The organism is Paenibacillus sp. FSL H7-0940, assembly GCF_037979415.1.
In the GTDB taxonomy this organism is placed as follows: Bacteria; Bacillota; Bacilli; order Paenibacillales; family Paenibacillaceae; genus Paenibacillus; species Paenibacillus amylolyticus.
Genome location: NZ_CP150280.1, coordinates 3295650 through 3310063 on the forward strand (window position 1 = coordinate 3295650; position 14414 = coordinate 3310063).

A 14414-nucleotide genomic window follows, 5' to 3' on the forward strand; every position below is an offset into this window, starting at 1 on the left:
AATTCGCACGTAGAGAGGTTGTTCAAAAAGTCTACTTTTGATTACGAATCATGCCTAAGGCCACTTAAGCCAATTCAAAATTTTGTCCTGTGATTCTTTGTCTTCACTGGCGCTATGCACATGTTCGGCTAGTCGATTCAGACGTTCCAACTGATATCCGTAATCATAAATGGCAGCTGCCACGATGGACAATCGTAACATCCCTTCCTTGTCGATATCAAACTGGGTGATCGCCTGCTCCATGAAACGGTCATTATCCAATACAAACTGTGCGGCCTCTTCCCCATTAGGTTTCAGCTTATCCTCGAACTTGAGCAGTGCATGCTCATGGAATTTGATAACCAGTTCAAGATGTGAGTCAAAAAACTGATCCATGGCCGTTGTCCGCGGTGCCTGGAAATAGTGGCGTTCCACCGAATCCAGCACCTCGTACCCTTTTTGCAAACTCAGCAGCATTTGTTTGTAGACCACCATCTGACGAGTTTCGCTGAATTTCGAACGTTTCATCTTTTTCTGTTCCTCTTCGAACAAGTTATACTTGTCGGACAAAGACTTAATGGAACCGCCCAGGTTGCTTTTCTCCTCCCGGAATACAACTTCCTTGATCTCATCCGAGATCGAAGTTCGCAGAAGCAACGACATACCGCTGAATACACTATGGATCTGCTTCACGAACTGAACCTTCGGTTTCGGAGGAAATACCGTAATATTGATGAGAAACGCCGATACAATACCAACCAGTGTCAACAGAAAACGATTGAGTGCAAAATGCCAGTCACCCGAGGCTTCCATAATGGATACAACCGTGACCAGTGTCAGGCCAACCGTCTCACCCATATTCAATTTAAGACAGATCATGATGACAAGTACAATAATTAATCCAACGGCGATTGGCTCATTGGACAACACCATGCCCCCCACCAGGGCGACAATAGCTCCCAGCGTGGTCGTTTGCAATTGATCCAGGAAGTATTTCCAAGAACGATAGATGGAAGGCTGCATGGCGAATATAGCCGCGATTGCGGCAGGCACGGGAGATTGCGGGTTCAAGAACAGGCTGCTTAGGTACAAGGCAAGCGTGACCGCGATCCCCGTCTTAAGTACACGCGCACCAAACGACATGGTGATGACCCCTCCTCTTTACCGAACCTGAAATTTTACATTTGATAATCATGTTCATTATTACCCCATATTTCTTTTTTTGCCTGAATTCATTCAGGAGAACGATTTATTGTACCATGTAAGGTCTTCCGTTGCCATGTCATAAGTCAGAGGTATTGTGAAATTGATTCCTTTATGTATGTTAATACACATTATTAACCCAAAAAGAAGCAAATCTTCAAAATGGATTTTCGCCACTTCAAAGATTCGCCTCTGTTACTAATTATACCTCTGTGGAATACTCATGCTTATTATGCCTGCCTAACGGTCCGTGCCCTCCCATTCCCTTTTGAACTGGTCCACAAACTGCACCATATAATCATGACGCTGTTCCGCCAGCTCCTTGCCATAGGAGGTATTCATCAGATCCTTGAGCTTGAACAACTTCTCGTAAAAGTGATTTATCGTTGTGCTGCGCCCATTGCGATATTCCTCACGGGTCATCTGCTCCCGTGGGGGAAGGGAAGGATCGTACATCTCGCGCCCTCTGGCACCTGAAAAGGCAAAGGTTCGCGCGATCCCAATCGCACCCAATGCATCCAGTCGATCCGCATCCTGTACAACCTGTGCTTCAAGCGAGCTGACCGCAGGACGCTGTCCTCCCGCATATGAGATGGTGCTAATAATACCCACAACCTTATTACGTATATCCGGGTCAAGAGGCTGGGTATCCAGCCAGTCATTCAGTTTGGCCATCCCGGCTTCCAAGCTCTCATTCAGCTTCTCATCCGGTACATCATGTAATAATGCAGCCAGTTCGCAGACAAATGGATCTGCACCCATACGGTGAGCGAGTTCAACCGCAAGTGCGGTTACCCGTTCAATGTGCGGCCAGTCATGGCCATCACTATGCTTGGATGAGTCCCCTTGAACAAAGGATCGGGCGGCGCGCAGAACAGCCTCTCCTGCCGTTATTCCATCTATATTATGCATGTGCCCTAATTCTTGCAGATTCCCACCAGGTTGAAGAGGGTTCTCTGACATCTTACGATTCCCCGCCTTCACGGGCCTGTTCACGAGGAATACGTCGAGCTACACCCGTCTTAACAGCCGCTTCAATTACGCGACTGCGCATCGATTTGACCACTTTATCATTGAACACACTCGGAATAATGTAATAACGTGTACGCTCTTCGTCCGTAATGGCCGAAGCAATCGCTTGCGCGGCTGCCAGCTTCATTTCTTCATTAATTTCAGTAGCACGGCAATCCAGAACTGCCCTGAAGATACCCGGGAAACATAACACATTGTTAATCTGATTCGGATAATCGGATCGTCCTGTTGCCATTACAGCCACAATGTCTTCCACCAAGGCAGGCATAATCTCAGGCACCGGGTTTGCCATTGCAAACACGATTGGATCTTCTGCCATGGTCTGTACATCTTCGCGAGTTAACAGATTCCCGCGGGACAGGCCAATGAATACATCGGCTCCACGAATGACATCACGCAGCGAGCCAGTCTCCAGTTCGGGATTAGTACGAGCTGCATAATCACTCCAGACTTCATTCTCATAGGTTTGTGTCCGTACAATCGCACCCTCACGATCGACACCTATAAGCCGGCTGGCTCCCGCGGACAATAATATATTGCTGCATGCTACACCTGCTGCACCGATGCCACAGACCACAATCTTCACATCTTCAATGGACTTGCCCACCAGTTTGAGCGCATTGATCAGACCAGCATATAACACAACCGCTGTGCCATGCTGGTCATCATGAAATACAGGAATGTCCAATTCCTCATTCAGACGACGCTCAATTTCGAAACAACGCGGTGACGAGATATCCTCCAGATTAATGCCGCCAAAACCAGGTGATATCGCTTTCACAGTACGTATGATTTCCTCGGTATCCTGTGTGTCCAGGCAGATTGGGAAAGCATCCACACCAGCAAACTGTTTGAATAACATCGCTTTACCTTCCATGACAGGCATCGCTGCACGGGGACCAATGTTGCCCAGTCCAAGTACCGCACTGCCATCAGATACGACGGCCACTGTATTCCGTTTAATTGTTAATGAGAAGGCTTTGCCGGGTTCTTCTGAAATGGCTGAACATACACGAGCCACATCCGGAGTGTACACACGTGACAGATCTTCCCGGTTTTGAATCGGGGTCTTTGGTGTTACTTCGATCTTACCGCCCAGATGAAGCAGGAACGTCCGATCCGATACGTTAATAATGGACACACCTTTGAGCTGGCGCACCCCTTCTATAATTTTACTGTTATCTTGTGCATCTGTAACTGCGACCGTCAAGTCGCGCACGCTTACATCCTGATTGGTGGAAATCACGTCGATGGCAATGATGTCTCCCCCAGCTTCCGAGATGACCGAAGCCACTTCGCCAAACTTGATATCCTTAGTTGTCATTTCCAGTCGAATAATAATGCTGTTACCATCCAGATTTCTTTGATTCATTTCCATTCCTCCCAGACTGAAAGTCTTGAGTTACATGTTACGTGTTTGTCTTCGCTACGCGGACACGTTTATCCTTTATCTTGTCCAGAAAAAGTGGTTCAACAGCCAAATGCATAAATTAAAAAAGATGCCCTGAACACCAATTCAGGCGTTCAGGGCACTCTTTGTCTATCCTAACTCCGTTTATAAAGTAAGGATGAACCTATATTATTTTCGAGCAGCCGGTCTGCGCAGAACACAAATGTCATATGGCTTCAAGCTGAGACTTGCTTCCACAGCATCACCACTGAGCAGATCGGTATAGGACTGTCCATCTAGTTTAACCAGCTTCTCATCTGGCGTGTAGTTCTGTACAAACACATAATCTGCTGTACCATCTGTACGCGTATGTGCCGTTGTTCCGGCAGGCAGCTCAGTTTCAAGTCCACGCTCAATGTTCAGGTCAGCGATTAGCTTCGCATAGAAATCATCATAGAATGGTGCTTTCAGACGTGTCGCTACGTAATATGCTTTTCCTGAACCCAGCTGGTTAACCGTCAATGCCGGACGTCCGGCATAAAAGTCAGAACGGTACGTAGCCAGGGACTTCGCGCCTTCGAGATGAATCAGATCACACAGTTCAATTGCATCATACGCTGTATTGAGCTGAAGTTCATTGCCCTTCTCAGGGATAATTCCGTTCAGATCACGATCATGCAGTCCGTCAATTTCCTCGGACCAGATGCCAAGTGTCTTACGCAGCGGGCCTGGGAATCCACCCAGGAAACACAGATCGTTTTCGTTAACAATACCAGACCAGTAAGTTGCTACAAACGTACCACCTTGTTCTACAAACTTCTCAATACGTTCCCCGACACCTTCACGTACCAGATAGAGCATTGGCGCAATCAGCAACTTATACTTGGACAGATCTGCATCCATATCAATAACGTCTACAGCGACTCCCTTTTTCCAAAACGCTTCGTAATGCTCTTCCACGGTCTGCTCATACTTCACACCGATATTACGCGGACCCTGGGAATCATTAACGGCCCAGCGGTTTTCCCAATCAAAAATGATTGCAACTTCTGCCGGAACCGCTGTTCCTACAATAGCTTCCATACCTTCAAGAGCCGTTCCAACGTCGGTAACATCTTGGAACACTCGAGTGTGTTCCGTTCCTACGTGGTCTACTACCGCACCATGAAGTTTCTCACTGGACCCCCGGCTCTTTCTCCACTGGAAGTACTGAACACTATCGGAGCCGTGTGCCACAGCCTGGAGAGAAGAGAGCAAATGCATGCCAGGTTTTTTCAGTTTGCTGACATCTTGCCAATTCGTTGAACTTGGAGTACTCTCCATCAGCAAGAACGGCTGACCGCCTTTGATGGAACGAACGATATCATGCATCATCGCGATACGTGATGCCTGTTTCGCGTCGTCATATGCATCATGCCAAGTCGGATAACTGTCCCAAGAGAGGAAATCCAGAATATCAGCGAACTTCCAATAGTTCAGACCGCCATAGAATTCCATCAGGTTGGTTGTGACTGGCAGATCAGGATTCTGAGCTTTTAATGGTTTCGTTTCATGCACGATAAAATCAGCTGTCTGATCCGTAACGAAACGGCGCCAGTCCAGATTCATTGCGTGCACCTGTGTCTCACCGTGTGGCGCCGGAGATTCCACTTGACTCCAGTCTGTAACCGTATGGCTCCAGAATGTGGTCCACCACGAATGATTCAGTTCATCGAGTGTTTTATACTTCTTCTGAACCCAACCACGGAATGCTTCCTGACAATAATCACAATGACAGTCTCCGCCGAACTCGTTTGAGATATGCCAGCCAATTACAGCCGGATGATCCGAATAACGTTCTGCCAGTTTTGTGTTGATCGCAGTAACCTTCTCACGGTATACCGGGGAAGTATAACAGTGGTTGTGACGGAAACCATGCAGATTGCGGACACGCTTCTCGGATACACGGAGCACTTCCGGGTACTTCGCGGACATCCAAGCAGGTCTGGCACCACTTGGTGTAGCGAGGAATGCATAGATACCGTTTGCTGCAAAACGATCCAACACCTGATCCAGCCATTCAAACGTGTATACGCCCTCTTCCGGCTCAAGGGATACCCACGAGAAGATACCAATGGACATCACGTTACACTTGGCAAGCTTCATCAAGCGAATATCTTCTTCCAGAACTTCAGGATAGCGGAGCCATTGCTCCGGGTTATAGTCTGCGCCATGCAACATGTGCGGGGCTTTGGAACTTACAGGTGGAAATTTGTATGTCATAAGGACAACTCCCTTGCTTTAATTACTGTTTTTTTAGTTTATATATGATAACGATAACGATAACAACGACTTCACAGACGATACATATTACGCTAGATTACACGTATGTCACGACATCTGATTCTTCAACAGTAGCAAGTGCTGTAAACGATTCCAACTTGCGACCTTTAAAATCAAACATAGTGAGGTTGCCCCAGTTATTCGGATGACCGACGGACCATTCTTCTTTACTTGGTATCCAGGCAGGTTCCCAATAATAGAATCCGTGCCCCAAACCACCAGGAACTTCGCGAATAATCTGCAAAAGATCCTTCAGATATTTGGTCTGTCCCTCGACACTTGCAGGGTATCCTGGTAACAACATATCTTCCTGATTCAAAATCCATTCAATGCCTTCCGGCTGCTCCAGCGTCCAGGGATAAGCGGTTTCAACTACATTGATCGGTTTGCCATAACGCTCAGCCAGATCATGCAGATTGTCACGTAATGCGTCGAGTGTGCCATGCCACCAAGGGTAATACGAGAGACCAATGATATCAAACTCCACACCCAGTGCTTCAAAGCGATCGTAAAACTTGCGGCTCTCGGCGTTATCTCCACCACGATCAATATGTATCATAATCTGAATATCCGCGTCAACGGATTTGACCGCAGCAATTCCGTACTTCACAAGGCCTGCAAAACGCTCCCACTGTTCATCCGTATCATGCTCTTCTCCACCGACACGTCCCTCATTCCATAACATGCCTGGTGTAATCTCGTTGCCCACCTGCACCATGTCCGGAAGCGCATCGTGTTCCTTCAACGTTCTCAGAACGTCTGCCGTATACATGCATACCGCACGTTGAAGCTCTTCATAGGACAGGTGCTCCCATGCTTTCGGCTTCCATTGATTGGCTGGATCAGCCCAGCGATCAGAATAATGGAAATCAAGCAAAAATTTCAAGCCCTGTTCCTTGATCCGTTTGGCTACCTCCACCGTCCGCTCCAGATTGCAGAATCCACCAACAGGATCATTCCAGATTCGAAGTCGTATCGCGTTAGCGTCATTAATCTTCAGGATGGACAGCAAGTCTTGTTCCTTGCCATCCACATCACTATAACTCCCGCCATGCTGTTCGATTTCATCCATAAAGGACACATCCATTCCCAGAATGAATGTCTTTTCCGTCAAGTTGCTCACTGTATCAACCTCCATTAATTTGGGGTACAGGCTCAGCCTTTAACTGAGCCCAACGTCATACCTTTGACAAAGAAACGTTGCAGGAAAGGATACACAATCAAGATCGGTGCACTTCCGATGAAGATCTGAGCTGCCCTTACCGTGGTTTGAGAAAGAGCTTCCATTTCTTTTGGATTCATGCTCATGCTACTCATATCACGTCCAATAATGACCGTTTGCATAAATGTAGCAAGTGGGTAATCCTTAGCGTTATTCATGTAGAGCAATCCATCAAACCAGGAATTCCAGTGGAACACCATACTGAACAATGCAATTGTTGCAATGGACGGCATCGAAATGGGAAGGAATATCCTGAACAATGTTCTGAAATGGTTAGCTCCATCCATCAGCGCCGCTTCCTCCAGCTCTTTTGGAATACCGCGGAAGAAGTTCAGCATCAGAATGACAAGGAATGTGTTAACTGCTCCTGGGAGTACCAGTACCCAGAAGGAATCCATCAACCCGATCTTCTGGATAACCATGTAGAACGGCACCAGTCCCCCGTTGAAAATCATACTGAATACAAAAATCCAGGAGTAGATCGTTCTGCCTTTGAATTCACTATTCTCTTTGGACAACGGATACGCCGCCAGGAACGTAATCAGCAAGGTAATAGCTGTACCGATCACTGTACGTAGAAGTGAAATCCAGAGCGAGTTCAAGAAAATTGGATTGTTCATCGTTTTTTTGTAAGCCTCAAGTGAAAAACCTACGGGCCAGAGATTGACCAGATTGGCATCGGCAGCAGCCTTCGTACTAAAGGATACTGCCAGTACATGAATCATTGGTACGATACACATAATGGCGACCAAAATCAGAAAGCAGGTATTGACTATATTAAACACGCGATAAGGCAATGATTTATGATACATCGTGGTCCCTTCTTTCTCTGTTCATTCGTTTAGAATATGCGATATCCAGCGTATTTTTTGGCTAAGCTGTACGATACAAGAATCAAGATCATACTAATAACCGATTTGAACAATCCGATCGCGGTTGCAAAGCCCATCTCACCATTCTGCATTGCGGAACGATATACAAATGTATCAATGATGTCACCCGTTTGATATACGAGCGGGTTATACAAGTTGAATATCTGGTCAAATCCGGCATTCAGTACGTTACCAAGCGCCAGTGTTCCTACAACCATCAACATCGGCACAAGCGAAGGGATTGTAATGTGCAGTGTCTGTTTCCAGCGTCCTGCTCCGTCAATCTCCGCTGCTTCGTACAACGCTGGATTAATTCCGGCAAGGGCAGCCAGAAAGACAATCATGTTATAGCCAAATTCTTTCCACACATCTGTCAGAATGACCGTAGATCGGAACCAACTGTTGTCTCCCAGGAAGAAATATGGCCCAAGTCCAAAGGTTCCCAGAACCCGGTTAACCAAGCCGCCTGTTGACAACAGATCTATCAAAATCCCGCCCAGAATGACCCAGGACAAGAAGTGAGGTAAATATACGAGTGTTTGAATCGTTCGCTGTACAGCCATCTTGCGAACCTCATTCAAAAGAATGGCAAAAACAAATGGAACAAATAAATTGAAAATCAGTTTAAGTACAGCAATAATTAATGTGTTCCAGATGACCTGTAAGCTGTCTTCACGTTCAAACAAATATCTAAAGTTGTCCAGCCCAACCCATTCAGAACCGCTAATCCCAAGCCATGGCTTGTAGTTCTGGAACGCCATAATGATTCCGCCCATAGGCACATAACTGAAGATAATCAGAAAGATAATGGCTGGCAACAGCATAACGTGGAATGGCCAAGTGCGTTTCAAAGTTCTCATGATTGCTCCCCCTGTATTTCTTCCTACTCAAGTACTCCCTGAGTGGCTTATAATGCGATTATATCAACCTTTTACGGGGTCCAAACAGCACATAAAAGCAATATAAATGGCACAAATTCAACCACTTTGCCTCAGCTCTAATAAACAAAAAAAGCGCCCAGACGTTAGTCGTCTGGGCGCTCCTTGTAATTATTTTTTCACACTGTCATACCATTCGTTAACCTCTTGCGTAATTTGGTCACCGCCACCGGATTTCCACGTTTGTACAAAGGTATCAAACGCATCAACCGGATTTTTGCCATAGATAATTTCGTTAAATGCTTGATTCTCGATTTTGTTCAAATAGTCAAGCTTGGATTTCATCGTCTTTGTTGTCGGGCCTGTGAACATGTTCTTGAAGGAAATTTCTTCTTGGCTCAGCAACACTTTCGCTGCTGCTGGAGTCTCTTTACCGTAGTTGACAGCAACATCTTTTTCAAGCTTGGTTTCCGGCTCTTTGCCATTGGCCAAATTCATCAGAGCTTTCATCTGTGCATCTGGAATACGAGCACCGTCACGAACAAGCAAATAACGTACAACGTTCACGTATCCGCCTTCGATCTCGTCAATCGGCATTTGTTTCCCATCTGCATCCAATTGATAGTCATAGCCTGCAAACAGACCGTTGTCATACTGGCTACCCGGAGCCGGGTCAGCATAATTGTCGAACAGGTAGTTCTGGTACGTAAAGAATGCTTCTGGGTGCGCCATATCTTTTTTGATCAACGTAACACCATTAACGAACTGTGTCCCGTGACGCATCGCTTTGCCTTCAGGACCGGTAGGAATTTCAATCGGTTTCCACACGGCACTCGGTACATTTTTCACTGTATCAAGAAGTGGCCATCCACTCATCCAGTAAGGTCCTGGAATAATACCGGCAGTTCCTGCAACTGCTGGCTCTGCTGTTTTGTTCTCATCCCATAGAGCTGCTTCCTGCGGGATATATCCTTTTTTGAGCCATTCGCTCAATTTGGTCAGACCTTGCTTCATACCCGGATTGATGGAGCCATACTCCAGCTTGCCGTCTTCCCCCAGATTCCATTGGAACGGCAATGTTCCATATGCTCCGAAGATCCAAGATGGGTCTCCCATCCATGTATTCATGGAAGTTTTGAAACCAATGCTGAGCGGAGTGACTTTATCAGGAGCCAAGCCGTCAGGGTTATTGTTTTTGAATGCTTCCATAACAGCTTCTAGTTCGTCGATGGTTTTTGGTGCCTTCATGTTCAGCTTATCCAGCCAATCCTGACGAATCCAGAGCAAGTAATCATTGTTGTAGGCATAGTCCAGAACAGGGATACCCATTCTTTTTCCATCACGACTATACTGGTTCCATACGTTTGGATCTTGTTCAATTGCTTTTTTCCATGTGTCCGAAGCATATTTATCGAACAGTGGACCTACTTCTTGATACATTCCAGAATCAATCAGATCCTGAGCAAGCAGATTATCACCTACGTTTACAATATCAGGCATTTCCTGTCCTGATGACATCGCAAGACGAAGCTTGGTTGCAAATGCTCCATTTGTGTCTGTTACTGACCACAACGATTTGATTTCAATCCCGAATTGATCTTTGGCCCACTTGGTTGCCACGTTATTTTCCATGGATTCGCCATTTTTAAATTTCAGCTCTGGATCGATTCCCCATGCTGTAGTAATAGTAACTGCCGGATCATATTTCTCTTTGTATTCGTTTTGGGTTCCAGATGTACTTGGTGTTGCACTATCTCCGCCCCCACTGCCTCCTGAACATCCTGCAAGAACGACAGTTAGACTCAGCGTTGTAGCGAGAAGCGTCAAGAATCTCTTTTTCGTTGATTGCGCTCTCATGTTGTTCCCCCTTAAATCGTTTTGGTTACCCTTTCATTATAGGCTGACCAGGCCTTTGAGCCTATGATACGAAATCAAGATTTCTGCACCTTTGCCAACCTATATTCTGGAATGTTGTTGAAATTATGCCTGATCCCGAAATTCATTTGGTGTCATACCATAATGTTTTTTGAACATTTTGCTGAAATATTGCGGATTTTGATAGCCAAGTTCACTCGTAATCTCGTATATTTTTTTGTTGCTATTCTTAAGCAGATACAGAGCACGCTCCATGCGCATACGAATCATGTAGTCCCCAAGACCTTCCCCTGTCTCTGCCTTGTAAATTTTCGATAGATATACGGGGTGTAAATATACCTTGTCCGCAATCATCTTCACTGACAGATCCTGTCCTGTATCTCTTGTTACCAGCTCCTGAACCTGCTTGATTACATGCCTGCGGCTCTGCACACCTTCCTGATCGGACAACTCTTCCTGAAGCTTCGCCAGCATCTCGGTGGCCCAACGCCGCAGCTTCTCGGGGGATTGAATCAACTGATGAGCAAGGAGCAGATCGAATCCCGCATGATCAATCTCATGGACCAGATGCCCCTGTTTATGGGCGATATACATAAATGCATTAGTTACCGAAAGATACATCTCATACACATGTTCTCTGGACAATCGTACCTGTTCTGCCGCGTCAAAGACCGTGTTCAGCTTACGCGCTGCCGCTTCCCATTGCTTGGTCTCAAGCAATTGCGGAAGTACAGGTGGTTTGTACAGCTCTTCGAGCGCCTGCGTTGCATCATTCTCCGGTCTTTTGCTGAGTGCCTGATCCATGTCCATATATATAATCTTGTGTTCTTCCGGTCCTGAAAGGACAAGCGAACCCAGACTTTTTCGATAAGCTGCTGTCAACTCGTTAAAGGGAAATGACGGTGTAACTACCATGGACAGATCTCCCTGTAAATATCGAATGACATGCTCACGGAAAGTTTCAGCTGAGATTCTCAACGTCTCCAAGTCCATCTGCGGAGCTTCGATCTGATCTTGATTCTGCAAGAACATAACCAGACACTCATGGGGTCCACGACCAAACCACACGTTAAATTGCTCTCCAAGTACTTCCTCTGCAATATTACCTACCGCAAAATCCATCAGATCCAGAGACTGCTGGTCCATTGATGAGAAACGTCCTGTAAGGCGAATCAGCATCATCACAGCCGATTGTTCTGGATCGATATGAATCTCATATTGTTGCAGTTGTTCCCGAAGTGCCCGCGCCGTGATCTCACGCCCCAGCAGCAGATCATGCATGAGATTTTCCCGCAAAATTTTATAGTCAGACTTCCGACTGTATAACAGCCGGTGATATTTATCGAATTCATCCCACTCATCGCGAAGAGACGTGATAGCTGCCGACACCGATCCCATAAACTCATCATCGTTTACGGGTTTCAGGATATAATCCGCTGCCTGTAATTGAATGGCTTTTTTAGCATAATCAAAATCACTGTGACCCGTTAGTAAAATACAGCGGATATGAGACCAGCGCTTGCTTACCTCTGCAATGAGATCCAGTCCTGACATGCCAGGCATGCGAATATCGGTAACTACGATGTCTACTGCATTTTCCTCCATAATCTCCAACGCTTCCTTACCGGATGCGGCACGCAGCACGGTCGTTACTCCAAGCTCTCCCCAGGGGATCGTAAGTTCCAGACTTTCTGTTACGTATGTCTCATCATCTACCAGTAATATATCAATCAAATGATTCACTCCCTATTTCGTTCATTCTACAAATGGATTCCATCGTTCATCTTGCGCTACACATTCCAAGTGCTTATCCTTCATTCTCCAGAAGAAACTCCTGTTCGGCAGGCCATGACAGCGTAACGCGTAATCCACCAAGTTCCGATTCCGTTACATCCAGTCCTGCCTGCTCCCCATATCGAAGCTGGAGTCTCTGATTCACATTCCACAGGCCACAGCCCATCTCCTGATCCATCGTTCCCCTGAGCTTATTCAGAAGCGCCTCACGTGCCTCCTGCGTCATGCCTTGCCCATCATCTTCAACGACAAGAACCATGACACCACCCTGTTTTTCCCCGGATACTCTTATTTCTCCGGCCTCCGCGTCCGCTTCGATACCGTGAATTACCGCATTCTCCACTAGGGGTTGCACGATGAGTGGCGGTACCTCCTGTCTTAACATCTCATCAGACAGATCAATCTTGTAATGAATGCGGTCCATACGCATCCGTTGGATCTCCAGATAACAGCTGACAAATTCAATCTCTTCTGTCAACGGTACCACGTCCCGCTCCTGTCTTGTTGTATACCGATAATATCGTGATAGATTATGCGACATCGCTACAACAGCGTCCATACGCTTGAGTTTCGCCATACTTGTAATGAAGGAGAAACAATTATAGAAAAAGTGCGGGTTAATCTGCGATTGCAGCTGCTTCAACCGAGCTTCACGTACATGAATCTGTTCCAGGTAAACGTGTTCAAATAACTGCTGGATCTGCTCCACCATCAAGTTGAAACGTTCGGACAGGAAACTGAATTCATTGCGGCCCTTCGGCTTAATCCTCACGGAATAATCCTCCTGCTTCAACCGCTGGAACCCGCGAATGAGTTGTTTCACTGGCACCTGCACCTGTACATAGAACAAGTACGCCACACCAAAACTCATTAACAACAAACAAATCATGGAAGAATAGAACAGCATATTGGATTGATGAATGGGCTTCAGAATATCTGATAGCGGCATATAGTCCACCAAATACCAGCCTGTTGTACTGGATTTCACAGTGTTGACCATATATGGCTCGTTCCCGATCACTACTGTACGATTATCAACGTCCTGAAGTTTATGGATGGACAGTTCTTCCATCAACTGATTCGTTAATGAACGATCTGAAGTCCGGTTATAGATAACACCCGATTCTTCACGGAAATAGAAGGGGTCATGCCTGCCATCGTCTTTGAATTTGTCGAGCATATCCCGGATGTTGTCACTATCAAACTCCAGTTTAATAATCGTTTCTGCATTATTAGCCGGGTCTTTAATACCGTATGGAGATACCGTAATCCAGCTAAACATGAACCGATCATCTTCCCCATCCTGAATTTTGCGTACATCCCAGCCGGAAATAATATTTTCCCTTAGCGCTTCTTTATCGTAAGAACGTGCGTCCCTTTCGGAAACCACCCTGCCCAGCGAAGGAGAATACAGATATAATTTCGTGGCCCAATTGGATGAGCTTTCCTGAATACTCAGCTTATTCTGAATACGTTTGACCAGGTTGATCGCATCCAGATCAAAGTAGTTACTGTCCGCATAGATTCGCCGGAAGCTGCCAATATCAGGATCATGTATGAGCAGATTCGGCCATGAGGATAACAGTTCGATGTGTGTGTTCACTTGATTTTGGAAAAATTCAAGCTGGTTACTATTGGATCGATTCAACTCATCTCTGAGAACAGCTGTTGTTTTGTGATTGGAGTACCAGTACAAAAGCACTACAGGAATCAGCATAATCAGAATAAGAATGACCATTTTGGAAAACAGGTTTGTCCGATATGACATCTTTTCATCTCACCTTGTCTTAATTTGTCGTGACATTAATTGTAATGATGTAAGCGCTAAAGACAAACAATTTTTTTGA

Annotated in this window: 10 protein-coding genes; all 10 read right to left on the reverse strand. The window is 46.0% G+C overall.

The genetic code is table 11. The annotated features are described in order from the left end of the window. Nucleotides 1-54: 54 nt before the first annotated feature. The 10 genes from MHB71_RS14375 to MHB71_RS14420 all read right to left on the reverse strand — a co-directional run bounded on the left by MHB71_RS14375 (nt 55) and on the right by MHB71_RS14420 (nt 14335). Nucleotides 55-1122: an aromatic acid exporter family protein gene (locus MHB71_RS14375; protein WP_017689291.1), complete on the reverse strand. Its 1068-nt coding sequence runs from the start codon at nt 1120-1122 to the stop codon at nt 55-57. A 300-nt stretch (nt 1123-1422) separates the two neighbouring features. Next, nucleotides 1423-2145, reverse strand: a complete 723-nt coding sequence (locus MHB71_RS14380) for an HD domain-containing protein (RefSeq protein ID WP_083656915.1) — start codon at nt 2143-2145, stop codon at nt 1423-1425. 1 nt (nt 2146) lies between these two features. Then, nucleotides 2147-3586, reverse strand: a complete 1440-nt coding sequence (locus MHB71_RS14385) for an NAD-dependent malic enzyme (protein ID WP_282321973.1) — start codon at nt 3584-3586, stop codon at nt 2147-2149. 207 nt (nt 3587-3793) lie between these two features. After that, entirely contained in the window at nt 3794-5866 is a 2073-nt protein-coding gene (locus tag MHB71_RS14390; protein WP_340029997.1) for a beta-galactosidase, read from the reverse strand. A 97-nt stretch (nt 5867-5963) separates the two neighbouring features. Next, nucleotides 5964-7049 carry an arabinogalactan endo-1,4-beta-galactosidase gene (locus tag MHB71_RS14395; protein ID WP_081745916.1) on the reverse strand — a complete coding sequence of 362 codons (1086 nt, stop codon included), beginning with the start codon at nt 7047-7049 and terminating at the stop codon, nt 5964-5966. A 32-nt stretch (nt 7050-7081) separates the two neighbouring features. Continuing rightward, nucleotides 7082-7960 (reverse strand): carbohydrate ABC transporter permease, encoded by an 879-nt coding sequence (locus MHB71_RS14400; RefSeq protein ID WP_036670224.1) that lies wholly within the window; start codon nt 7958-7960, stop codon nt 7082-7084. Nucleotides 7961-7989: 29 nt separating this feature from the next. Further along, nucleotides 7990-8880 carry an ABC transporter permease subunit gene (locus MHB71_RS14405; RefSeq protein ID WP_017689297.1) on the reverse strand — a complete coding sequence of 297 codons (891 nt, stop codon included), beginning with the start codon at nt 8878-8880 and terminating at the stop codon, nt 7990-7992. Between the two features lie 189 nt (nt 8881-9069). Next, nucleotides 9070-10755 carry an extracellular solute-binding protein gene (locus tag MHB71_RS14410; RefSeq protein ID WP_047842420.1) on the reverse strand — a complete coding sequence of 562 codons (1686 nt, stop codon included), beginning with the start codon at nt 10753-10755 and terminating at the stop codon, nt 9070-9072. A 123-nt stretch (nt 10756-10878) separates the two neighbouring features. Further along, nucleotides 10879-12507, reverse strand: coding sequence for a response regulator (locus tag MHB71_RS14415; RefSeq protein ID WP_076208977.1), 1629 nt, complete (start codon nt 12505-12507; stop codon nt 10879-10881). Nucleotides 12508-12580: 73 nt separating this feature from the next. Then, nucleotides 12581-14335 carry a sensor histidine kinase gene (locus MHB71_RS14420; RefSeq protein ID WP_036609555.1) on the reverse strand — a complete coding sequence of 585 codons (1755 nt, stop codon included), beginning with the start codon at nt 14333-14335 and terminating at the stop codon, nt 12581-12583. Nucleotides 14336-14414 lie beyond the last annotated feature (79 nt).